Here is a 24,577-nt window from a genome sequence, read left to right as displayed (position 1 = left end):
TTATGACTCCTTTTTTTATTATTTATTTTACTTAATCTCAGCCAGTAGAAGTCGTTGAGCATTATGTGGCAATTTCCCTTCCTCAACACCTGTACGCAACCATGTACCATCACCTTGCAGTAACCATGCTTGTTGATTATCTTTTAAGTACGTCAATAAACCTTGCTGATAAATACGCTTTTTCAAGGCAGGATCAACAATTGGGAAGCATGCTTCAACACGATTAAATAAGTTACGATCCATCCAATCTGCGCTTGAACAATAAATTCGAGCATCACCATTATTACCAAAGTAATAAACCCGAGTATGTTCTAAAAAACGCCCAACGATTGAACGAACACGAATATTTTCAGACAAACCAGGTAAACCAGGGCGCAAACAACAAATCGAACGGATAATTAAGTCAATCTGAACACCTGCCTGAGAGGCTTCATACAATTTATTAATCAGCTGAACTTCGGTTAAAGCATTCACTTTCACAATAATTTTTGCAGGCTTACCTGCTTTTGCATTGGCAATTTCATCTTCAATAAAATGAATAAGCTGTGCATGTAATGTAAATGGCGCATGTAAAAGCTTTTTAAGCTTCGCCATTTTGCCCATTCCGGTTAACTCTTGAAATACACGATGGACATCTTCACAAAGCTCTTTATCTGTCGTTAGCAAGCCATAATCGGTGTAAATACGGGCATTACCTGCATGGTAATTACCTGTCCCCAAATGCACATAACGAACAAGTTTGTTATTCTCGCGACGTACCACTAAAATCATTTTGGCATGTGTTTTATAGCCCACTATGCCATATACAACAACAGCGCCTGCCTCTTGCAAAACATTGGCAACCGCAATATTCGATTCTTCATCAAAACGTGCACGAAGCTCAATAACAGCTGTAACCTCTTTACCATTTTTAGCCGCTTCAGCAAGGACTTGTACAATTTCAGAGTCAGGACCACTACGGTAAAGTGTTTGCTTAATGGCTAATACTTGTGGATCACGCGCAGCTTCACGAAGCAAATTAATGACAGGTGCAAAAGATTCAAAGGGATGATGCAACAAAATATCTTGCTTTTGCATTGCACTAAAAATATTTTCAGATTTTTTGAGCACTTTTGGAATGATTGGCGTGTGCGAATCGTAACGCAAATGTGGGCGTTTAAAATTGGTCAATAAACGTGCAAGATTTACAGGTCCTTGTACTTTATAAAGTTGATCTTCATGTAAATCAAATTCATCTAACAAGTATTCATAAATATTTTGTGGACAGTTTTGCGTCACTTCTAAACGAACTGCACGACCAAAACGACGTGAATTTAACTCCCCTTTTAGCGCTTTTGCTAAATCTTCAACATCTTCATTTAAAGCTAAATCTGCATTACGCGTTACACGGAATTGATAACAACCTGTTGCCGTCATTCCTGGAAATAAATCAGAAATATGTTCATGAATAATGGCAGACAACATAACATGATGTTCTTTACCATCGGTTAGCTCATTGGGCAAGCGAACTACACGTGGCAATGATCTTGGCGCAGGAACGACAGCAAGATCAATTTGACGACCGAATGCATCTTTCCCTTCCAAAGTCACAATAAAGTTAAGTGACTTGTTCACCAAACGTGGAAATGGGTGAGCAGGATCTAAACTAATTGGTGTTAATACAGGTGCGACTTGTTCTTGGAAATATTTTTTCACCCAAGCCGATTGAGCAGGTGTTAACTCACCACGACGTAAGAAACAAATATCTTCTTCCTGTAATTTAGGTAAAATTTCTTCATTTAAAATTCGATATTGACGCTCAATCGCTTCATGTGCAGTTTTAGAAATTTGCTCCAAAACTTGCTTTGGTGTTAAACCATCTGGGCTATGACTTTCATTACCTAAATCGAGTTGCTCCATCATTCCTGCAACACGAATTTCAAAGAACTCATCTAAGTTTCGGGAAAAAATAAGCAAGAAATTCATACGTTCTAATAGCGGATGAAGTGGGTCTACAGCTTGCTCTAATACACGAAGATGAAAGTCTAAAATTGATAGTTCACGGTTTATATAACGATCATTATATGCGTATTCAATTTGTGGAGCTTGCGCAGGAGTTTCACTAACAGCCGTATTCATAGATCACCATCATTATTTTAAAGTCTACCCATACTTCTAAGTATGCTTCAAAATTGTGACAATTTCATAAAAAAAAGCCCAATTTTATTGGACTTTTTATTTACTCTTTACAACACCTAAACATTAAGGAATTTGGCTATATCGCATATACTTTTGAATCATACGTTTGCGATACTTTAGCTTACTGTCATGGCGTCTATCTTGAAAATACTTTGGGTTAGGTAGTATTGCTGCTAAAAATATGGCTTGTTCACGGCTTAAACTTTTTGATGATTTGCCAAAATAATGTTGAGTCGCAGCTTCAATACCATAAATATTTTCACCAAATTCAACCGAATTTAAATACACTTCTAAAATACGTTCTTTTGACCACATTCGTTCCATCATCCATGTAATGACAGCTTCTTGCCCTTTACGAATAAATGATCTTTTATTGTATAAAAATAAATTTTTAGCCAATTGTTGTGAAATGGTCGAACCACCTGCAACCAGTTTGCCCTTATCTTTATTACGTTCTAGAGCAAATCGCATACCATCCCAGTCAAAACCGTTATGGCTCATAAATTTCCCATCTTCAGCAGCAACAATTGCGTGCTTTAAATAGTCGCTCATTTGATCATAATCACGCCATTCATGCTGAATCGGCTTAGACATATCGGAAAAATAGTCTATTCGCATAAACATTGTGGTGTTTACAGGATGCGTACGCCACCAAGCCAAACTGGCAAAAATCCATAATTGTATGATTAATACCAAAGCAAGGAGTATCATCAATATACGTAGAATAAAAGCTTTCACCTTAGAACCGTACCCCTGTCTAATTTTTTCGTGCTATCTTAGAAGTTATAAGCCAAGACTAAAAGCTTATTTCACATTTTTATCATAATGAATCATATCCCAAAAATCACATGCAAAATCAAAATCCACCCATTATTCATACAAAACTTGATATCCATCTTTGGTGGATCACTGCTTTCATTATTGCGATAAATATCGCTTTATTTGCTTGGCAAGTGATTACAGGTATGGACGTTTCAAACCCTAACTCTGCGGATGCAATTCGTTGGGGTGCCGATTATGCACCTTTAACTTTTTTAGTAGAACCCTTCCGGTTATTTAGTAGCATGTTTTTTCACTTTGGGCTTATTCATTTAATGCTCAATATGTGGGCTTTATATATTTTTGGCAGTGTGGTTGAACAACTTTTTGGACGTTGGTATTTCTTAGGTTTGTATGTGCTGGCTGGTCTTTCAGGAAGCTTATTAAGTGGTTATATTTCTATTCAAAATAGCTACACTTTACTAAACGCGAATGAAATGATTCCTGAATTATTACCACGTGTTGGCGCAGGTGCTTCAGGTGCTGTTATGGGCTTAGGTGCAGCTTTGACCTTACTTGCACTCTTACCACCACTACCTCGTCAAAAATTCATCTTAGATAAAAAGACTTTAGTCATTGTAATGGCTATTAACTTGAGTATGGGTTTTATGATTTCAGGCATCAACAATGCAGCACATATTGGCGGCATGTTGATGGGACTATTGCTTTCATTCATTTGGTATTTTGGTCAACGCTACCATAAAAATGTAAGCTTCAAATGGTTTGGTATCACTCTTGGGAGCATTATTTGTTATGTTGCATATACATACTGCTTAAATCAGATTGAATATATCAGCCCACTTTGGCAAGCACTTCTTGAACATTTAAACGAATAATAATTATACTTTTAACGTTTTAAACTAAATTAAAAATAAGAGAGATGAATCTATTACTGATTCATCTCTCTTAAACTTTGTAGTGGTGGAATTTCAGATAAATAGCTGAGGCGATAACGTCCAATCAAGGCACAAAGCAAGGTCATACAAATAGGTAAAATCAGCCAGATTTCCAAATGCATTTGCATGATTAAATCCATTTTATAACTTGCAATTGCACTAATAATTTCGGCAAACAAACACGCCACAACCCCTGCCACTAAGCCTATAAAACCTATTTCTAAAGTCATCATTTGTTTAAGCTTTTGCTTAGACCCACCAAATGAGCGCAATAAAGCAACTTCTCTTTTTCGCTCTTCCATCAGTAAGTTCAAACATGCAATAAGGACTAAGATTCCTGAAATACTGACCAATATTGCAAGCAGACTTATAATTTGAACTAGCACACTTACAATACGTTTCACTTCATCTAAAATAAGACTGATATCAATAAATACAGTATTTGAAAATTGCTGAATCAGTTGAATTAATTTAGGTTTATCCTGTTCAGGTACATAAAAACTGCCTAAATAACTTCCCGCATTTTCATCCATAGTTTTTGGTGAAAAAATAAAGAAAAAATTAGGACTGAAACTTTCCCATTCTACCGATCTTAAATTAATGACTTTGGCTTCTAAAACACCTTCAGGCAAACTAAAGGTCAGCCGATCCCCCACTTGAATACCAAGTTCATTTGCTGTTTTAGCTTCTATAGAAACTTCATTTCTATCGCTAAATGCAGGTTCACCCGCCACAATAAAATTGTCTGATGGATAAGTCTCCGCCTGTGTTAAATTCAGTTCACGACGTAAAGAATTATTTTCTTTCACCAATTCTTGTGAAAATGGTTGATCATTTTTCGCAACTAATCTGCCACGAATATTGGGATATAAAGGCGTACTTTTCCATTGATTTACATCCAACTTATTTTTAAGTTCAGGCATATCAAAAGGCGGTAAGCCATACACAAATTGATTGGGTGTGCCTTCGGGTAATTGTTGTTGCCAACGATCTAGTAAGTCCGTTCTTAATACCGCTAAAACCGTAACTAAACTCAACCCTAAAGCCAAAGCTGTAATTTGAAATGCAGATTGATATGGCACACGTACATAAGCTGAAATCTTCCATTTTAAAGATTGTATAAACTTTAAAATAAGCCAAATACTCATATATAAAACAGCACAGAGGATGATAATTACACCAATCACCCACAAACTTAAAACTAAGTTTTCAGTTAAAACTGCACTAAAAATCACTAAGCTTAATGTGCCTGTAAATAACATCCACAGCATAGACTTCACAGATTTTTCTGACTGACGAATTACACGAATAGGTGGTGTTTTTAATAATTGCATTAAGCTTGGTACAACAAAACCTAATAACACGACAGCACTCGTGAGCATTGCAATAGGTAAAGGTCCTGAAAGCATATCAACTGCTGAAAATTGTAATTGAATATGTGGAATGAGCTGAAGCATTAGCTGTAATAAGCCATAACCTAGTGCCAATCCAACAAAACAACCAACAACGATAGCAATAACTAAAACCACACTCAGCAAACTTAAATAAGCCAATAATATTTGATTTTTAGTCGCACCTACGCAGCGTAGCAATGCAATATGATCTTGATTTTGCTGTACATAACGCTGACTTGTAAGCGCAATTGCAATACCACACAGCAAAATTGTTAAAATATTTGCCAATTGTAGAAATGTATCCAAATTTGCAATTGGCTTCATTAAGCGAGTATTCCCCTCACTTGCTTTACGCAGTTTTAAACTTTTTTGTTCATCAATATTTTGACCATCAACTTCTGACTTATTTTTGTTGGATTGAACAATTGCTTTGAAATCTTGCTCAAAGCCTTTTGTATTTTTTACATTACCTGAAAGTAATACACGATACTCAATGCGACTACCTGTTTGTATTGCGTTGGTTTTCGCAATATCTGCTTGGGAAATGATCACCGTAGGTGAAAATGCTGAGAAACCAAGCTCCTGATTGGAATCATGTTCAATAACGGCACTAACTTTAAACTCACCATCTGCAATATGAAGTTTGTCGCCTATTTTGACTTTCAATAAATCCATTGCACGTGAACTCAGCCACACTTCACCAGATTGAATTTTTTGAGATGAATTTGGGCTAACTTCTAATTCGCCACGTAAAGGAAATTCATTATCAATGGCTTTTACATTGACCATAACAAACTGATCATTGGTAAACGCCATAGAGCCAAAAACAGTCACATTAGATTGTTTAAGTTGATGTTCTTGAGCTTTATTTCGCCACGTATTTTCAATCGGATCATTATCTGTAATGACTAAATCTGCTGCGAGCATTTCAGCAGCTTGTAACGCAACCGCATTTTGTATTTGTTCATTACTAAACTTTAAAGCGGTGGTTGCACTAATGGCTAAAATTAAAGCAATAATAAGTAAGTAAATTCCCGAACTTTTAAAGCTTTGAATGAATAAGGGACGAAAAAGAGCATTCATATTGATGCTCCTTGCGTTCGATCAATCAGCTGACCATTCAATAATTCATAATGTTTTTGACATTGCGCTGCAAGCTGAACATCATGCGTGACTAAAACCAAGGTGGTTCCAATTTCACGATTTAATTCAAATAATAACTGCTCAATTTCTTTTGCTGTTTCACCATCTAAATTACCTGTAGGTTCATCTGCAAAAATAATTTTTGGCTTGCTAATTAAAGCTCGTGCAATTGCAACACGTTGCTGTTCCCCACCCGATAGAACTTTAGGTGTTTGCATTGCTTGGCGTTCTAAACCAACTCTTTTAAGTAATGCGAAAGCCTTTTTTTCAGCATCTTTATAGTTAAAGCTCGTTTGCAATCTAAGCGGTAAAATTACATTTTCAATTGCAGTTAGATGTGGGAGCAATTGAAATGATTGAAAAACAAAACCAATATTTTTTAATCTAAGCAAAGCACGTTGCTCTTCATTGAGTTGATGTACAGCTTCATCACATACAATCAACTTACCCGAATGTGCCTGATCTAAAGTTGCTAAAATTCCTAATAATGTCGATTTTCCCGACCCTGAACGCCCTGTAATTGCAACTTGTTCGCCTTGTTGTATCTCTAAATTTAAATCTGCGAAAATTGTAAGTTCTTTGTTGCCAAGTTGGATCTTTTGGGTCAATTGCTGTGCAGAAATAATTGCTTGTGGCATGATGGAATTATTATTGGTGAAGTTGGTCATATTGTCCCTTATGCAAAATCGCAATTATAAAAATCGTATATTGGCGTATGTCTGTTTAGTGTGCTTTAGCGCAGTGCCTATGTTCGTTTCAGCAAAAACTATTATGATCGTTGGAGATAGTTTAAGCGCTGGTTATGGAATTCAAGTGAATCAAGGTTGGGTGAGTTTGTTCAAAAATCGTCTAGAACAACAATATCCCAAAAAACATAAAGTGGTCAATGTAAGTGTCAGTGGTGAAACAACCAGTGGTGCTGTAGCAAGATTACCTAAATTATTAGCAACACATAAACCTGATATTGTGGTGATTGAACTGGGCGGAAATGATGGTTTACGTGGTCAACCACCGCAGCTTATTCAAAAAAACCTAGCGCAACTTGTATTACAAAGTCAGAAAACAAAAGCTCAAGTCATTTTACTTGGCATGAAAATGCCACCAAACTACGGCACAGCGTATCAACAAGCCTTTGAAAATAATTATAAAATTGTGAGTAATCAATACAAAGTAAAGCTCATGCCTTTCTTTTTAAAAGATGTTGCAGGTCATAAATACTTAATGCAAAAAGACCAAATACATCCGAATGCCAAAGCACAACCCATTTTGTTGAATAATACCTATCCATATATAAAAGGCGCTTTATAAAGCGCCTTTTATTTTTCATTTTAATTCTAAAACATTTAGAAATCGTAGAAAGTTACTTCACCTGTTTCTAGCGAATATTCTGCACCTACAACTTTTAATTTACCTTGACCAATTAAATTCTCAAGTACAGCTGAACCATGACGAAGTTGGTTTACTGATGCAAAAACATTTGAACGAACAGCATGTTGCGAAAGTTTTTCCAAATCATCCTTAAGTTCTGTTTGCATTAAAATTTCAACAGAAGGACGAACGCGGTTCACAATTGACATTAAGTTTGCAGATGATGATTGTTCTGGGTTCATCAGCACTTCAATTGTTGAATGAATCGCACCACAATGCGTATGACCCAATACGACAACAATTGGGCAACCGAAACTTTCAGCTGCAAATTCAACACTACCTACTTGAGATGGCGCAACGATATTACCAGCAACACGAATAACAAATAGATCTCCAAGCCCCTGATCAAAAACCATTTCAGCTGGTACGCGAGAATCTGAACAACCTAAAATGATGGCAAATGGTTCTTGACTACCCGCCATTTCTGCCCGTTGTTGATGTGTCAAAAGCTTAGGATGACTTGTTTCACCTTGTACGAAACGTAAATTTCCTTGTTTTAAACGATCTAAAGCTTCTGCTGCTGTTAGCATTATTCCTACCACCGATCTTTTAAGTTGTCATAGTTTAATCTCATGCTTTTTGATTGTCACTTGCAAAAAATAATAGCTGTTTATTTTTTATAGTATTGAACCACTAAAAATAAACATGACTTTTCATGCTCATGTTCACATTTTAATAAAAGCATAAAAGTAACATCACAAAAACATAGGATGACAGTCGGATTTAATTATTTATAATAGAATCAAAGGGATTCAATAATTATCACGCAGTTTTATAGGCAAAATATAAATCTAATATTCAAATAAATTTGCAAGAATCTAGAGTTAGGGGTGAACACATGGAACAACTTAATACTCGATTGACCCATTTAAGACATGCACTTTATATTAGTTTGGCTGTATTTTGTTCGCCACATTCTTATGCAGACAAGTCACGAGATACAAAAAACAACGAATTTAGCATCCTACAAAAATACTTAAAACAAGAACGCATACATGCAGGTTTAAGCACAAAAAATATTAAAGTTGGCGATATTTTTTGGACATACAATGAAGGTGGTGATACATCCAAACCTGCCGTATTACTCATTCATGGCTTAACAGGAACTCGCGATCATTGGAATCGTGTTGCACATTACTTAACACCTCATTATCACGTTATTATTCCAGACTTACCTACAGATGGTGATACAACCGTTCCAAAAACCTTCGATAGCTCCATCCCCAATATCACTTCAGAACTACGCCAATTTGCTCAAGCAATTCACATTGATAAAGACTTAAATATCGCAGGTCACTCTTTGGGTGGCTCTATTGCAACCGTTTATGCATCGCAATATCCATTTGATACACAAAGTTTATTTTTATTGAGTAGCGCAGGTATTTATAAACAAGCCAATACCAGTTATGCAAAAGACCCAAAAACACTTAAAGACTTATTAATTTATAAGCAGGGTGATTTTGCACACGTCATTCATAAATTAATGATGTCTCCACCTAAAATGCCAAATGAATTACAATCTGCACAAGAACAAATTTTAATTTCAAAAGCATCTAAGACCAATCAAGCCATCGATCAAATTGTTAAACTCAACCGTATTTACACACCCGATAGTTTTGCTCGCTTAACGCGTAATGTGGAAGCACCTACTCTCATTATGTGGGGCAAACAAGATCAAATTATCAATTATGAAGTTGCTAGTGAATTACAGGCACTATTAAAACGCGCTGAAAAGCCTATCATTTTAAATAATGTCGGACATGTACCTATTATTGAAGCAGAAAAACTGGTTGCTCAACATTATTTACCATTCCTTTCAAAGACACAGGACCTAAAGAATCCACTTGCTGATAAACTAATACCTTTCAATTAGGCTTTTAGAATCTTTATGCAAAAAAACCCTATGATTGAGCAACTCATAGATGCTCATCTCGAATTTTTAGATCATGAATTTTCTCAAGCCAAAATAATAGAAGATGAATTCTCACACTTTCACCAATGGTTTAGAAAACAAAGATTAGAAGATATTTGGACATTTGAACAAATTAATCAGCTGATTCAAAAACAAATTCTAGCTACGCCTGCAAGTTCATTTTTAATTGAACAAATTTCTGAACATATTCGCTTTGCATTGGTACACCCTATTAATGAAACGACAAAAATCGCAGATGTCATTCCTGTTTTAACCGTAGATAAAATTGCTCAATATGTGGCAAGCAAAAGTGGACATCGTGAGCGACTCATTAAAACAGTTGTGAATAACCAAGCCTTTTCAGCAATGGTGACTCAACTTATTCAGCATTCCATACAAGATTATTTAGATAATTCTGCCATGGTGAAAAGTGTGCCTGGTGTTTCGAGTTTTATGAAAATTGGTAAATCTGTACTTGAAACAGTAACCGATTCTAATCTTGAAAATACCATCAATAACTATTTGCAAAAGAATATTCAGAAGCTCAGTCAAATGAGTGAACATGTACTGAATAATCATTTTGACGACAATAAGCTTTATCATTTCCAAGCCAATCTTTGGCATAAAATTAAAGATAAACCTTTATCGGTTTTAAAAAGTTATATCGAAACTCAAGATTTACCAAAGACTGTAGAAATGGGACATGAGATTTGGGACTTTATTCGTCAAACTGACTACTTAAAACAACAAGTTCATGATGGTATTTATGCATGGTATGCACGTAATCAACAACGTTCTTTTGACTTAATATTACGTGATTTAAATATTGATGAAGCTTTGGTTGAAAATGAGTTACAGCATTTACTAACGCCTATTATTCAACACATGGTTTCAACTAAACAGTTAAAAAATCGTGCGCGATATTATTTGGAAAAGTTTTATTATTCTGAATCTGCTCAAAAAATTCTCGCGACATAAAAAAAGCCTCCAATTGGAGGCTTTTTAAATTCTATCGTAGATGATTAGAATTTATACGTTAAACCCAAGTTATAACGACGACCATCTAAGACATAATCGTATGTTGCTGTATCAATTTTTTTATCAAATAAATTATAAATACCTGCATTTACTTGAATTTTATCCGTAGGTTTGTAGTTTAAACCGACATCAACCATGGTATAAGCAGGTTTACCTTCCGCCATAGATGTACGACTTAAATAAGGTGATGTTTTACTACGAACATTCATACGACTCCACACGCCCACAGTATCTGTCGCTTGCCAATCAACCGTGGTATTAAACATATGCTTTGGCATTTCATTCAGTGGTTTACCCTTATTTACACCACTTTTTTGCTCTGTATCTGTAAATGTATAATTTGCATTTAAACGGACATCAGAGTTAATTTGCCAACCAAATGTGGTTTCAACACCGCGCATATTTGCTTTATCTACATTCTCTCGAAGACTGACAAAGTCAAAGTTTTCACCTAACCATGAACAACCCGCACTACCTGAACCTTTATCACAATCACGTATTTCGGTAATCTTATCTTTAAATTCACTATTAAATACGGTAATACCTGCATTTAAATTATCGTTATTATCCCAATTTGCAGATATTTCATAGTTCACACTTTTTTCAGGTTTTAAATTAGGATTTCCAACAATCACACCATTACTATTACCACCACCTGTCGCTTGCCCCCACCCTGGGACAGTCGCTCGTAATGCTGGTGTTTTATAGCCCGTAGAAACACCACCTTTTACAATCCATTCATCATTTAAAGTCCAAACACCATAAACTTTAGGACTCAAATGATCACCAAATTTTTCATCTTTATCTAAACGAAGTGATGTTGTTAAAACAAATGGATCCACAATTTGCCAATTATCTTCGGCAAATAATGCCCAACTATAACGATCTAAGCTAGATAATTTACTTCCAGCTTGTCCAAGTTTATTTCCTTTATCTTCTAATTCTTCTTTTAAATACATTCCACCAAAACTAAGGTTATGCGCACCAAGCTGGAACTGGTTGTTGGTATTAAATGTTGTGTTTACAGCTTCCATTTGTCGTGAAGGATTTTCTGTTTCTTCACGTTGAATATATGAGTTGGTTTTTACAGGACCGACTTCACCTCTGTGTGAAATACTGTATTCGGTACGATAATAGTCAGTTAAAGAATTTGTAGGATATTCACCTTTTTTATTTGGTTTATTCTCAATTGTTTTTCCAACAGTACTATTACGGTTTTGAATTGAACGCTTATATTCAAAATCTATCGCATGCTGATCATTTGGCGTTAATGTTAAAGTCGCACCACCCGCACGCATTTTTTGTTCTTTATAGCCACCAATAATATTATCTTCTTCACGTTTTGAATATGTACCATTGGCTTTCAAAGAAAGTAAATTTTTAATTAATGGACCTGAAACATAGGCATTGGTTTGATAAATATTTCCTGAATCTGAATTTTCTTGTAAAGTCGTATCAACTTTTACAGCACCTGACCATTCTGTAGCAGATTTTTTAGTGATGATATTAATCACACCACCCATCGCATCTGAACCATAAAGCCCAGACATTGGTCCGCGAATAACTTCAATTCGCTCAATAGATTCAATACCTGGCAACCAACCTTGTTCAATACCAGAGTTATCACTATTTGGACGTACAGAGCGTGTATTTACTTTTTTCCCATCAATCATAATGACGGTGTAAGCACTACCCATACCACGAATACTAATATCGCTTGAACTACCACCGCCTGTCACAACAACACCTGGTACATCTTTCAATGCATCTGTAACATCACGATAGGCTTTTTTATTAATATCTTCTTGTGATAATACCGAAATTGTCGCTGCTGCTTTTTTTATATTTTGTTCAAAACCACTTGCCGAAACAACAATTGTTTCAAGTTTAGTTGACTCATTTTTCATGCGACTTTGTTCATTATTATTTTCTGCATAAACAGTGCTTCCAACACTACTTAATATCAAACTTGCTAATAATGTTTTGCTAAACTTATGTTGCATCAAACCCACCAACTGTTAAAAAATATTAAAAAGTTGGTGGATTCTATTTTTTTGTAAATATTAACGCAAATCATTATCATTAATATTTACATACACATACATTTACTACTCATGATGTTACACAGTAAACATCACATTCACATTCTTTAGGTCATTAAAAAAGACCGCTTTAACGGTCTTTTTTAATAGATTTGAATTAGAACTGGTATTTTAAGCTTGCATAATATGCACGACCTGGTTCGTTATAAGTTTGACTAGTTGAATTACTGTCACGTAATTTTTGCTCATCAAATAAATTACTAATACCAATACGAGTATTCAAATTGTTGCTTAATTTATATCCCACATTAATTCCTGCAATACCATAGCTTTTTACTACACTAGGTTTTAGCGTACTTTCCAAACCACCCGAACCAGTTCCATTTTCAAGTCGCATCTCTGCTACGGTTCTCGAACTCTGTCGTCCATATTGCGTATAAACAAAATTAACATCTAATTTATCTGTAACGTCATATTCAAAAATTGAGTTAATTGTATATACGGGTACTAATGACAATGGATTACCTGTTGATTTATCTTTCGAGTCCATCATGTAAGTAAAGTTATTCGTCCAATGAATATTATCCCAAGATAGACCAATACTACCTTCAATTCCTTGTACAAGGGCTTCAGGTACATTTTCCCATTTTAAAATAACTGTATCTCTTGTTACCCCATTACCTTTTGATATAAAAGCACTTTGTATTTGTCCTGCAGCAATTTTATTTTTATAATCATTACGGAACCACGCTAAACTTGCTTTAACAATATCTTTTTCATATTCAACACCAATTTCTTTATTAATTGACGTTTCAGGCTTAAGTGTTTCATTACCAAATAAATAGCATTGTACTGAAGTTGGTAAATCTTTAGGGCACCCATTTCCATTGGTTGTAATCATATACCCTTCAGCATTTTGATACATATTTGGTGCTTTATATGCCCTAGCAACACCACCTTTTAATTTCCAATGCTCCCCAAGCTTTTGAGTAATATTCAAGCTTGGACTCCAATTACTTCCTGATTTACTGTGATCATCATATCGCAGTCCTGCAACCACATTTGTCTGATCACTAATATCTATATTATCTTCAATATATGTTGAAAATATATGTGATTTCATTTCCGTACGGTCATTTGGCAATATAATGCCAGCAGATGCTAAATCAACTGTCGTGGTTGCACGTGTCGATGCAGGGTCTGTAAATTTATCATCCACCCACTCAACACCAGCGGTTAAGTTTTGTGGAACATAAAATTCAAAAGGAATATTCACTTCACCATTCAAACGTAAAGCATTTAATTCAGAGGTTTGTTTTTCACCAATATTACTAATACTCCCCTCCGTTGAACCTCCTAAATCTTCAATATATCGTTTATTTTTTGTTTTATCATATTGTGCGACTAATTTATTTTTTCCCCAAGCCCAATTTCCTTCATGTGTTAATGCATAGCTATCACGATACATTGTATTCGTTTCTGTACCGTACAACTCTTTTAAAATAGCCTTTGCATATGGATCATTATTATTTTGCGAATCACCAGAATATCTATTTCCTTGACGACCAAATGCAGTATCCAAAATAATTGATTGATCATCATTTAATTGCCATGCCAATCTTAATCCTGCATCTTGATTTTTTACCCCCTCACGACCTGCAGCTACACTATCAATAGATCTATTTAGATCAAGAGCATCAGGCTGAGTTTTATTTTGACTTCCATATAAACGGAATCCTAAAACATCTTTAATAATTGGACCACTTAATGTAGCTGTAGTACGGTATGAATCACCTTCTTTCTTATCTTCTGGTGCATTGTAGTAATGCTCAAGTGATCCATGTAATTCATTCGTTACTTTTTTAGTTATAATATTTACTACACCTCCAGCAGCTCCCGAACCATAGCGAGCTGCTGCAGGACCACGTAATACTTCAATCGATTCAATTGCATCAGCAGGTACCCAGTTAGAATCACCTCTTGTATCACGCTCACCACGCCAACCATAACGCACTGAATTTCGTGATGTAATTGGCTTACCATCTACCAAAATTAATGTGTTTTCTGGCCCCATACCACGAATATCAATTTGGCGATTATTGCCACGCTGACCTGTCGCGCTATTTCCAGTTAAGTTAACACCCGGCATACGACGAACATACTCAGAAATATCATTTACTACTGGTAGCTTTTCCAAATCTTCTTTTGTAATTATAGAAGCACCCAATGACTGTTTAATTTGTTCTTCTGCAGTTAGAACAATCGTATCTAATTTTGTAACTTCAGCTTGATTATCTTTTTTCTGCTCATCTGCTACGTTTGCAGCAATTGTCACTGAATACGTTATTGTTGATATGGCGAAAGCAAGTGCAGATTTCAAAAAAGTCTTATTCATCATGAATGAACTCATATACGTTTGAGAAGAGAGTGTGTGTTTTATGTTTCGCATTGTAACAACAATTAAACTAAACACAATTCGTATTAATAATTATTATCATTAGCATTATTTATATAGATAAAAAAATAGCCTCCTTTTGGAAGCTATTTATAAAATTTTAATTGTACTATTTCAAAATGAATTATTTGAAGTAAGCACCATCTGCTTGAGTATGATCCGTTTGATCAACCACACGTCCCAATTCAGGAATATGCTCTTTAAGTGTTGTTTCAACACCTTGCTTTAAAGTCACATCAATTGCAGAACAGCCTTGGCAACCACCACCAAATTTTAGTACAGCAGTTAAACCATGCTCTTCATCTTCAACAACTTCAACAAGTGCACAATTACCGCCATGTCCTGCCAAACCGGGGTTAATTTCAGATTGCAAAATATAAGTAATACGCTCTTCCATAGAGGCATCAGGACCTACACGTGGTACTTTTGAGTTTGGCGCACGGAATGTTAACTGACCACCAAAACGATCTTTATTGTAATCAATAACCGCATCTACCAAATATGGAATAGATGGTGCATCTACATATGCAGGAAAATCTGGATAATCTTGTTTATAATCTGTAGGAAGTACTTCTTCAGGAGCACTATACGCCATACAACATTCAGCACGTGGTGTACCTGGATTTTCTACAAAAACACGCACACCAATACCTGGCGTATTTTGTTTTGACAATAAATCCGCTAAATACTCTTGAGCAGTTGGAGTAATTAATAAGTTTGGAATTTCTTCTGCAACTGCAGTGCTGGTGTTATCAGTCGACATATCAATATTTCCTCAAGCTGAAGTCGCTATTCTAACTGAAGATGCGGGGTAATTTTTAAAATTCAACTAAATTTGTCGGATTAATTATAAAAGTTCTGATTATTGATCATTTTAGTGGCATTATGATGCTTTAAAGAATTTTGAAAGATCTTCATTTAACTATGCTCGACTTACCTTTTAATCATACCGTTACGATTATTATTATTACCGTAATCATTTCTTTTCTGGCTTTTTCAAATCAGAATATTATGAACCGCCTTATTTTTTGGCCACCTGCAATGCAAAAAGGTCAATATGATCGTTTCATTACGCACGGCTTTGTTCATGCAGATGGCATGCACCTATTATTCAATATGTTTACCCTGTTTTTCTTTGGAAGCATTATTGAAACATTCTACCGTCAATACTTTTCAGGATTAGGATTCGTTCTTTTCTATTTAGGTGGTTTAATTGCAGCCATTATTCCAAGTTATTTACAGCATAAAAATGACCATAGATGGGCAAGCTTAGGCGCTTCTGGTGCTGTTTCAGCCGTGTTATTTGCTTATATTTTATTTGAGCCATGGAAACTCATTTTTGTATTTTTTATTCCTGTACCTTCTATCATTTTTGCTGTTTTATACATTGCTTATAGTATTTGGTCAGGCAAAAAGGGGAACAGTAATATTAATCACAGCGCACATTTATGGGGTGCAGCTTACGGTGTCATTATAACGATTATTATTGAACCTCGTCTAATTCCACATTTCATCAATAAGCTTTCTAATTTGCCATTTTAATCTGTTTTAATAAAGAGATCTTACTTGGTCTCTTTATTTTATTAAGCACTATTTCTCATGTTTTGATTACATAGTTCTTCACCATGCTCGAAATGCCAATTTTGCTGATATGCAGATACAAATTTTTCAATAAATGTAGGTGCCCGATCAATGGCTGATTTTTCTTTAAAATAACCACCTTCAATCGCCCAATCATAACAACTTTGATCTAATGGATATTCCGTTAAAATACCACTTAAGTAGTTGTTTTTAATCCAAGTTGACGCTAATTCATAAGATGTAAATACAGCAGATGGTAATCCCATAGATTTAGATGTAAATAGATAAACCGATGTCATTTTCAGTATATTCTCAAGTTAAAATAGATCATTTAACAAACATTATACTAACTAATATGTGACTTAATTCACATTTTACATAAAAATATATTTTTACATCGAAAAACAACATACTGTAATTTTCACCCTACAATTACCATGAAATTTACCACTCCACCTCATCAATTTAATCCTAAAAACTTATTTATATTACATTTAATTTAACAAAACACAGATTGTTTCGATTTTGGAACTTAATGCCAACGGTTTAGCAAAGCTCCAAGGATATTGTATACAACTGTATATTTTCATCATCAATATCGAGATATTTTGCAATGTCCTCTACCCTAGATGGTCTCCAATTTCCTATTAAAAATCCGAACACAAAACCTAGTACATCAAAAGTTGGGCGAGAAATTATTGCTGAAGCGCTTTCAACAGTGGACTCAGATTTATCTGCTCTAGCATTTAAAGAAAAAAATTGGCGAAAAACCTATCCTAAGTATTTCAAAGCATTGGTAGAGTCTGGTATTCAAAATGTTGATCACCCGATTGAAATTGCTGAACTTGGTTTAAATAAAGCACATCAATCTTTCGATTTTTATAAAGATGGTAAAAAGCATTCTTTTGCAAATGTTATGGATTTAGCAAGTCAGACACTTCATACATTTACATTTAAAGGTGAAAGCAGTGTAGAACCTGAATGGTATGTACCTTATAAAGGAAAAAAACTTCAGGGAGATGCTTTACTCGAGCAAATTGAAATTTGGGAAAATAATGGCATTGTAGAACCAAGTCATGCGAATGCCTTACGTGAAGCTGTTGCACATCCTGAATGGTTTGATCTTTCAGATAGAACCATGGTGTTATTTGGTGCTGCATCTGAAGCAGGTCCTTTAACATGGCTATCAAAATGGAAAGCCAATATTCTTGCTGTCGATTTACCCAATGAACGTGTTTGGGATAGAATTTTAAATACAGTAAAATCGGGCAATGCGACACTTTATGCACCCTCTCAAGAAAATTTAGATTCAAATGCAGACGTTGAAATTCTAAAATCTAAGCTTGGTGCAAATTTATTAACGCAAACACCTGAAATTGCACAATGGCTGATTGAAAATCCACACGATTTAGATTTGGCTGCTATTGCCTATTTAGATGGTGAAAAGCATGTTCGTGTTGCGATGGCAATGGATGCCATTATGCAATTTGTCAGCACACATAAAGCAAATACAAGTTTAATGTTTATGTGTACCCCAACCGATGTGTATGCCATTCCTAAAGCAATTGTCGAAGCTTCTTCAGCTAAATTTAATGATCGCTCACATCTTGAGAAAACATTGTCTAAAGCGGTGTCATCTTTAAGCTTAAAACACTTATTTAAAGAAAATTCATCTGCACTATATCAATCTGATAATGGAAAGGAATATGGTATTGCCGATTGTTTAGTCATTGAACAAGGTCCAAATTATGCTTTAGCAAAACGCATTCAACAATGGCGTGCAACTTTAGCAAGACATAAGGGGCAACACGTCAGTATTAATATTGCACCATCAACAACAACGCATTCTGTGACTAAAAATCCATTACTGAAAGCGGCATTTAACGGTGCAAGTTTATTTGATGTTGAAGCCTTTGAGCCTGCAACTACCAATGCAATTATGGCTGGCTTATGGATTCATGACTTACGTCATCCACAATCAGTGGCAAATCCTGAAGTAAAACTAGATCACCCTTTAGAACTAATGATGGAAGGTGCAAATCACGGCGGGTTATGGCGTGTGGCTTATTTGGCACGTACAGCACTTCCTTTTGCAGCTTTATATGGCTTTGCCAATGATAAATTGCCTATTGGGAAATTATTTAATCGACTTAAAAAGTAACAATAAGATATAAAAAAACGCTGCAATTCGCAGCGTTTTTTTTATTTTCAAAGTGAATTAAAACACTTTAAGGAATAACCAGTACAGAACACCTGATAAACAGATTGTTGCAGGTAGTGTGAACACCCAAGCCGATAAAATTGATTTTACCATTTTGAAGTTTAGACCAGACTTATTAGCAACCATCGTACCTGCCACAGCAGAGTTTAGAACATGGGTTGTCGACACAGGCATACCAAAACCATCTGCGGCTGCAATAGTCGTCATTGCGACAAGTTCTGCTGACATACCTTGACCATAAGTCATATGCTCTTTACCAATACGCTCACCTACAGTTACAACAATACGTTTCCAACCAACCATTGTTCCTAGACCAAGTGCCAATGCTACGGCAACTTTTACCCAGTTTGGAATGTACTGTAAGAATGAATCTAAATTGCTACGATATTCTTTAACAACTTTCTTTTGTGCATCAGAAATTGCAGGTAATTGCTCTGCTTTTTCTAAACGTTTGAATGCTGTTGTACTTAAATACATGTCATTGCGTAAGTTAGAAACTTCAGCTTCAGGAATATCTTTTAAATCACCATAATGCCCTACACGCTCACCTAAATGATCTGTAAGACTTGCTAAAGCAGGTACAACTTCTGCATTTGCTTCTTTGGTTTGAATATATTTTGTGAGTACTTCTCGTGCTTGTACATCAGAAATATCTAAATGATTAGGATATATAGCAGCTGCTGTTTGAGCTGAAAGTTGCTCAAAAGACTGAAGATGTTGTTGATCTAAATTTTTATTTAATGAATAAGCCAATGGCACACAACCAATCAAAATCAGCATGATTAAACCCATACCTTTTTGACCGTCATTTGAACCATGTGCAAAGCTTACACCTGTACATGTAAAAATAAGGATTGCACGAATAATGGGCGGTGGTGGCTTATTACCTTCAGGCGGCTGGAATAATTCCATCTGCTTTTTAAAAACTTTTTTCACTAACAAAAATAGTAATGCTGCGAAAGCAAAACCAATCAGTGGAGAAAATAATAATGCTTTACCGACTTTAGTCACTTGCTCCATGTCTACACCTGAAGCACCACTACTTGAATGTAGAAGATAGTTCATAATGCCCACACCTAAAATTGAACCAATTAAAGTGTGTGAACTCGATGCAGGAATACCCAAGAACCAAGTGCCTAAATTCCACAAAATTGCAGAAATTAGCATGGCAAAAACCATTGCAAAACCTGCACCTGAACCTACATTCATAATAAGTTCAACAGGTAGCAATGCAATAATGCCGTAAGCAACAGCACCACTTGCAACCATCACACCAAGGAAGTTACAAAAACCTGCCCACATTACCGCAACAGGTGCAGATAATGCGTTGGTATAAATCACAGTTGCTACAGCATTGGCTGTATCATGAAAACCGTTTACAAACTCAAATCCAAGCGCAATGAATAGTGCTGTAGATAAAAGAATAATTGAATATAAGCTCAAAGCTGGAACGTGAGCTAAATCTGCGGACAATTGAATACCAATATATACAAGCGTCGCAATAATGACGGTTAAAAAGACCGGTACAAAATATTTAGGCGTTGGCACATGAACATTGGTCGATTTTGTTTGAACCGATTGTTGTGCTGAATCAACAGGAGTTTGATTAGAATTCATGCAAGCAAATAAAGAGGATGATCAATCCGCTTATTGTTCAATTTAATTATGACAATTATATGACAAAGCACTGTCATATAAAGTCAGTTTTGATGCTTTATTGTATGATTTTACCGAGAAAACCAGTTAGAAAAACATCATTAACTAAGTATTATCAAAGCCTTATATAAAACAACTATCACATCCCCATCCTTATTCTCATGTTTCACTCATTTGTAACAATACGCATAATTGATTAAAAAACCATCATGTCTTTTTGTATCTTTCTAATATGCACTACATTTATGACAAGTGAATGAAACTTTTATGACAATAAAAAGAGGCTTATAGCCTCTTTTTTTACTTTTTATAGAAGATTATTCATTTTTGACTTTTCTTTATTCCAATAATATCTAAGCTTACGCGACGGTCGGATTGTAGGCATGCTCTTAACGCTTGTTGTCCCATAATATTTATACAATTTGTCGTTAGAGGCACAATATAATTTTTTTTCATTTTATAACCTTTTCATCTATATTTTTAAACTTCAATTTGGTTATGTTTGACTTGCTTATTTCCAAGTAAATTTCAGACCTAAAGTACCTTTATAAGTTTCACGCTTTTCTGATGTAAATGAATGTTCATAACGTCCATCAGCATAGAAATAGCCATGTTGGCTTATAGGTAATTGTGCGCCTACTCCAACCGATCCCCATGTATTATTGTATTTTTCATTAATCGTATCTGGACCAATATTAATGTCTCTTTGCTGTAAAAAATCATGAAGTACATTTGCCGTAAAATAAACCGTATTCGTTCTCAAATCTTTGGCTTCACTATTTCGCGCTAAACGAATACCTAAACGACCACGTAAACCATGTTGATCATTCTGATCAACTGTACGAACATTATCATTAAATGAATCTAAACCTAAGTATTGATATATTAATTGTGCTTGAGGTTCTACCATCCATCCAGATTCGTTATCTTTATGTTCTGTTAATGCATATGGACGTCCAGCTTCTAATGAAATTACAACACCTAAACCATTTTGTTTAACTTGTTCTAAACCTTCAGAATTATAAGTATTGCGTAAATGAGATACTTGACCTACTAAATCTACATATGAGCCATTTCTATTATAATATGTGTTGTATAGCCCTAAACTAAATGCATCCGTTTTTCCATTACCTGTATTTTTATGATCAACAAGTTGTCCATCAATAGCTCTATAACGGTCTTCAAATTCCATATCGCTACGACCATATGAAATATATGCACCTGTATGATTACGAGACTGCTTTTCCATATTTTCGTGAATAATAAAATCATGACCTAGTTGCATTAAGTACTGTTCACCATTTATGTTAAAGCGATTTTTTCCTTCCAAATCTAGATGACTACCAACTACACGCCCCCAACTTTGACCTTGGTTATCTTTAACACATGTTCCACAGTCATCCCATGCGAGTGTCTGATTTTCCCCACGACGTTCATGTAATGTTCCTAATATTGTATAACCTAACTCCATATTCGCAATAGGCATTTGAGTATAGCTTGGTGTTTCAGGATTTATAATTTCAATATTTCTTTGTGTTGCTTTCGCTGTCCAGTAGTATTCATCTTGATTTGTAACTGAATTACTTCTCATAGCAAGCTGTACCTGAGATATACCTGTTGTTCTTGCATTACCTTGGAATGCTTGAGTACCTGCTGTTTCAACATTAATCACAGGAACTGTATTAATAATACTTTGGATTTGTGTCACATTCCCATCTATTAAATTTAATGTTCCATTAGCGCTCACAGGAACGACTGTCGTCATTCCTGTCGCACGCCCAGTAATAGTCAAAACATCAGAAGATGAGTTTGTACCGACATCATCACCAGGACCATTCCACAAAGTATTCATTTTAACTGTTGCAGAGCCACTCGCTATATAATTACCATCAATTGTAAGTTTGTCTCCAACCTTGCCATTATCAATATTAATCACACCACTTTTAGAGTTAACACTTTGGCCTTGTAATGTAAAATTTGAAGCACCCCAATTTGCTTGCTCTACATCAAATGCATTTAAAGTAGATTCATCTAATACTAAATTTGAAAAAGTGGATAATGTTATAGCGTTATTCTTAGCTAACTGCCATTTAGAATTATCTTTCAATTCAATATTTAAATCGCCGACTGTTGATTTTGAAACTAACCCTTGTAAATATACATTTTTTTCAAATTTAGCATCGACAGTTGAGTCACCTTGTACTTCTAACAGCCAAGCTTTTGAACTCGCAGTTAAATCACTTGTTTTATTGACTTTTATCTCTACATTTTTTTGCTTTGAGTTAACTAAAATTAAAGATTTATCTTCTGATGTAGATTTCAAATTTGCTTGATTTAAATATATTTTTGCGCCCGTAGATGTCGCATTACCATTGTTTATTCCTGTTCCAACATCTGAATTACTCACATGAATTGCACTACCTTTTGCATCTACTGTAAGTGATGAGTTTGTATTTGAACTATCAAAAAATGAATTATCGATTAAACGAATCGCCGCCCCGCTCGATTGCGTAGTGTCGATAGTAAGAGAACCGTTCAAAATCAGCTGACCAGCCCCTCCACCGAGAATATCATTCGCCTTACCTAATTTAACAGCACTTCCATTTGTGCTATTTACTGTCTTAATATAATTATTACTTCCATTTAAAATCACAACTGGAGTATTACTTACACCAGAAACATAAATACCACTTGAATTTGAACCTGAAACATTTGCCGTTAAATTGCCATTTACAGTAATACGCCCTGTAGAGCCGTTTCCATTTACAATATTATTGTTATGTCCACCTTGAATCGCACGTAATGCAGCACTTTGACCACTATTATTTGCAATTGTAATTGTTGCATCATTCACAATAATATCGGAATAGCTTGATGCTGCTGAAGAATCGCCCGAATCGGTTGATGATCCAGCAAGTAAGCCATAACTATAGCTTGACCATAGACTTGGATTTGCCGTAATTCTTACATCATTAAATTTAATGGTATTTGCACTACTATTATCGACACCAATAACATTTCCTGTAAAACCTGTAGCATTAAGTGTCATAGTTAAATTTTTACCAGTAATCGTAGAAGGTGAGTATTGAGCAGTAATCCCACTCACATTCCCTGCAAAAACACCAGACTTTCCAGACATAACCAATGTAAAGTCATCTGTAAACGTAACATTACCGCGACGTACTAATAGATAGTTATAAGCATTAGAAAAGTTATCGTTGGCAATAGATATAGTACACTGTGCATTTTGCTGATTCGTTATTGCATATCTAGGAGATACTCCTGAAGTACACTCTACAGCAAAAACAATAGTTGAATTTAATGCAATAAAACCTGTAATTATTATTTTTCTATGGCTAGATTTTGTCGATGCACGCCCCAACTCAGAACACACTACCCAAATATTGCGAGACATACACCAAATTAACTTATAGACTTTATTCATATAGCTTATTTTTTAATTTTTTGTGATTTATAACTCATTTTATTATCGTTTATTATTTAATCAATCACTTTTAATTAAAAATACTGTGACTGAGTAGTTATTTTATTAAATTAAAACTAAGTACTTAAATCTGTTATCTTTTTAAATAAATAATATTTGTTACTTTGTGTAACTTTTAATCAAATAGTCATTAAATAAACTCCCCTACTTTGCTGAACTATTAACCTATTAAACTTGATTAAAATACATTCTTTGTCTTATAACTTTTTCAAATCATCTATATCCAACTTTCTGACGAAAGCAGCGCAGAATTCAATATGCTAATCTGTTAAGATTATTACCGTTTTTTAATTCCTTCTGAGAACGTTT

At 35.0% G+C, this 24,577-nt stretch carries 17 protein-coding genes; 6 read left to right on the top strand and 11 right to left on the bottom strand.

Annotated elements, in window-relative coordinates:
- Positions 1-27 precede the first annotated feature (27 nt).
- Entirely contained in the window at positions 28-2,118 is a 2,091-nt protein-coding gene (gene ppk1, locus A6M14_RS13760; RefSeq protein WP_152875811.1) for a polyphosphate kinase 1, read from the bottom strand.
- Positions 2,119-2,241: 123 nt separating this feature from the next.
- Complete coding sequence (gene mtgA / locus A6M14_RS13755) at positions 2,242-2,916, bottom strand: monofunctional biosynthetic peptidoglycan transglycosylase (protein ID WP_163120940.1); 675 nt, start codon at positions 2,914-2,916, stop codon at positions 2,242-2,244.
- Between the two features lie 110 nt (positions 2,917-3,026).
- Here mtgA and A6M14_RS13750 point away from each other — a divergent pair, with 110 nt between their 5' ends.
- Positions 3,027-3,833 carry a rhomboid family intramembrane serine protease gene (locus A6M14_RS13750; protein ID WP_152875810.1) on the top strand — a complete coding sequence of 269 codons (807 nt, stop codon included), beginning with the start codon at positions 3,027-3,029 and terminating at the stop codon, positions 3,831-3,833.
- A 53-nt stretch (positions 3,834-3,886) separates the two neighbouring features.
- On the opposite strand, the gene A6M14_RS13745 is transcribed toward A6M14_RS13750, so the two are convergent.
- Both A6M14_RS13745 and A6M14_RS13740 read right to left on the bottom strand, forming a co-directional pair.
- The gene (locus tag A6M14_RS13745; RefSeq protein ID WP_152875809.1) at positions 3,887-6,370 is read right to left on the bottom strand and encodes an ABC transporter permease; all 2,484 of its coding nucleotides are present in this window, start codon (positions 6,368-6,370) and stop codon (positions 3,887-3,889) included.
- A complete protein-coding gene (locus A6M14_RS13740; protein ID WP_152875808.1) occupies positions 6,367-7,098 on the bottom strand; it encodes an ABC transporter ATP-binding protein in 732 nt (243 codons plus the stop codon). Before A6M14_RS13740 ends, A6M14_RS13745 begins: the two co-directional genes overlap by 4 nt.
- A gap of 10 nt (positions 7,099-7,108) precedes the next feature.
- Here A6M14_RS13740 and A6M14_RS13735 point away from each other — a divergent pair, with 10 nt between their 5' ends.
- The gene (locus A6M14_RS13735) at positions 7,109-7,738 is read left to right on the top strand and encodes an arylesterase (protein ID WP_152875807.1); all 630 of its coding nucleotides are present in this window, start codon (positions 7,109-7,111) and stop codon (positions 7,736-7,738) included.
- A gap of 35 nt (positions 7,739-7,773) precedes the next feature.
- Here A6M14_RS13735 and A6M14_RS13730 read toward each other — a convergent pair whose 3' ends face one another.
- On the bottom strand, positions 7,774-8,388 hold the full coding sequence (locus A6M14_RS13730; protein ID WP_152875806.1) for a carbonic anhydrase: 615 nt from the start codon (positions 8,386-8,388) through the stop codon (positions 7,774-7,776).
- A gap of 308 nt (positions 8,389-8,696) precedes the next feature.
- On the opposite strand from A6M14_RS13730, the gene A6M14_RS13725 reads away from it, so the two are divergent.
- A complete protein-coding gene (locus A6M14_RS13725) occupies positions 8,697-9,731 on the top strand; it encodes an alpha/beta fold hydrolase (RefSeq protein WP_152875805.1) in 1,035 nt (344 codons plus the stop codon).
- 15 nt (positions 9,732-9,746) lie between these two features.
- Complete coding sequence (locus A6M14_RS13720) at positions 9,747-10,748, top strand: hypothetical protein (protein ID WP_152875804.1); 1,002 nt, start codon at positions 9,747-9,749, stop codon at positions 10,746-10,748.
- A gap of 44 nt (positions 10,749-10,792) precedes the next feature.
- On the opposite strand, the gene A6M14_RS13715 is transcribed toward A6M14_RS13720, so the two are convergent.
- The 3 genes from A6M14_RS13715 to nfuA form a co-directional block, all read right to left on the bottom strand.
- Positions 10,793-12,811 (bottom strand): ligand-gated channel protein, encoded by a 2,019-nt coding sequence (locus A6M14_RS13715; protein ID WP_152875803.1) that lies wholly within the window; start codon positions 12,809-12,811, stop codon positions 10,793-10,795.
- Positions 12,812-13,007: 196 nt separating this feature from the next.
- Complete coding sequence (locus tag A6M14_RS13710; protein WP_152875824.1) at positions 13,008-15,245, bottom strand: FepA family TonB-dependent siderophore receptor; 2,238 nt, start codon at positions 15,243-15,245, stop codon at positions 13,008-13,010.
- A 184-nt stretch (positions 15,246-15,429) separates the two neighbouring features.
- Positions 15,430-16,068: a Fe-S biogenesis protein NfuA gene (nfuA, locus tag A6M14_RS13705; RefSeq protein WP_152875802.1), complete on the bottom strand. Its 639-nt coding sequence runs from the start codon at positions 16,066-16,068 to the stop codon at positions 15,430-15,432.
- Between the two features lie 161 nt (positions 16,069-16,229).
- On the opposite strand from nfuA, the gene A6M14_RS13700 reads away from it, so the two are divergent.
- Complete coding sequence (locus A6M14_RS13700) at positions 16,230-16,847, top strand: rhomboid family intramembrane serine protease (RefSeq protein WP_152875823.1); 618 nt, start codon at positions 16,230-16,232, stop codon at positions 16,845-16,847.
- 41 nt (positions 16,848-16,888) lie between these two features.
- On the opposite strand, the gene A6M14_RS13695 is transcribed toward A6M14_RS13700, so the two are convergent.
- Positions 16,889-17,185, bottom strand: a complete 297-nt coding sequence (locus A6M14_RS13695; protein ID WP_152875801.1) for a DUF7710 domain-containing protein — start codon at positions 17,183-17,185, stop codon at positions 16,889-16,891.
- 314 nt (positions 17,186-17,499) lie between these two features.
- Between A6M14_RS13695 and A6M14_RS13690 the strand changes: the two genes are divergently transcribed.
- Positions 17,500-19,047, top strand: coding sequence for a hypothetical protein (locus tag A6M14_RS13690; RefSeq protein ID WP_152875800.1), 1,548 nt, complete (start codon positions 17,500-17,502; stop codon positions 19,045-19,047).
- 57 nt (positions 19,048-19,104) lie between these two features.
- On the opposite strand, the gene A6M14_RS13685 is transcribed toward A6M14_RS13690, so the two are convergent.
- Together A6M14_RS13685 and A6M14_RS13680 are read right to left on the bottom strand one after the other, a co-directional pair.
- Positions 19,105-20,724, bottom strand: a complete 1,620-nt coding sequence (locus tag A6M14_RS13685) for an inorganic phosphate transporter (RefSeq protein WP_152875799.1) — start codon at positions 20,722-20,724, stop codon at positions 19,105-19,107.
- A 550-nt stretch (positions 20,725-21,274) separates the two neighbouring features.
- Entirely contained in the window at positions 21,275-24,208 is a 2,934-nt protein-coding gene (locus A6M14_RS13680) for an autotransporter outer membrane beta-barrel domain-containing protein (RefSeq protein WP_152875822.1), read from the bottom strand.
- Positions 24,209-24,577: the final 369 nt, after the last annotated feature.

Source organism: Acinetobacter portensis, from assembly GCF_009372215.1.
GTDB lineage: Bacteria > Pseudomonadota > Gammaproteobacteria > Pseudomonadales > Moraxellaceae > Acinetobacter > Acinetobacter portensis.
The sequence above is the reverse complement of the archived record's forward strand: the minus strand, read 5'-3'. Positions and strand labels throughout refer to the sequence as shown.

Bases quoted from the DNA above. Each gene is read 5' to 3' on its own strand.
- ppk1 (WP_152875811.1), bottom strand. From the start codon at position 2,118: ATGAATACGGCTGTTAGTGAAACTCCTGCGCAAGCTCCACAAATTGAA.
- A6M14_RS13750 (WP_152875810.1), top strand. From the start codon at position 3,027: ATGCAAAATCAAAATCCACCCATTATTCATACAAAACTTGATATCCAT.
- A6M14_RS13745 (WP_152875809.1), bottom strand. From the start codon at position 6,370: ATGAATGCTCTTTTTCGTCCCTTATTCATTCAAAGCTTTAAAAGTTCG.
- A6M14_RS13740 (WP_152875808.1), bottom strand. From the start codon at position 7,098: ATGACCAACTTCACCAATAATAATTCCATCATGCCACAAGCAATTATT.
- A6M14_RS13735 (WP_152875807.1), top strand. From the start codon at position 7,109: ATGCAAAATCGCAATTATAAAAATCGTATATTGGCGTATGTCTGTTTA.
- A6M14_RS13730 (WP_152875806.1), bottom strand. From the start codon at position 8,388: ATGCTAACAGCAGCAGAAGCTTTAGATCGTTTAAAACAAGGAAATTTA.
- A6M14_RS13725 (WP_152875805.1), top strand. From the start codon at position 8,697: ATGGAACAACTTAATACTCGATTGACCCATTTAAGACATGCACTTTAT.
- A6M14_RS13720 (WP_152875804.1), top strand. From the start codon at position 9,747: ATGCAAAAAAACCCTATGATTGAGCAACTCATAGATGCTCATCTCGAA.
- A6M14_RS13715 (WP_152875803.1), bottom strand. From the start codon at position 12,811: ATGCAACATAAGTTTAGCAAAACATTATTAGCAAGTTTGATATTAAGT.
- A6M14_RS13710 (WP_152875824.1), bottom strand. From the start codon at position 15,245: ATGAATAAGACTTTTTTGAAATCTGCACTTGCTTTCGCCATATCAACA.
- nfuA (WP_152875802.1), bottom strand. From the start codon at position 16,068: ATGTCGACTGATAACACCAGCACTGCAGTTGCAGAAGAAATTCCAAAC.
- A6M14_RS13700 (WP_152875823.1), top strand. From the start codon at position 16,230: ATGCTCGACTTACCTTTTAATCATACCGTTACGATTATTATTATTACC.
- A6M14_RS13695 (WP_152875801.1), bottom strand. From the start codon at position 17,185: ATGACATCGGTTTATCTATTTACATCTAAATCTATGGGATTACCATCT.
- A6M14_RS13690 (WP_152875800.1), top strand. From the start codon at position 17,500: ATGTCCTCTACCCTAGATGGTCTCCAATTTCCTATTAAAAATCCGAAC.
- A6M14_RS13685 (WP_152875799.1), bottom strand. From the start codon at position 20,724: ATGAATTCTAATCAAACTCCTGTTGATTCAGCACAACAATCGGTTCAA.
- A6M14_RS13680 (WP_152875822.1), bottom strand. From the start codon at position 24,208: ATGAATAAAGTCTATAAGTTAATTTGGTGTATGTCTCGCAATATTTGG.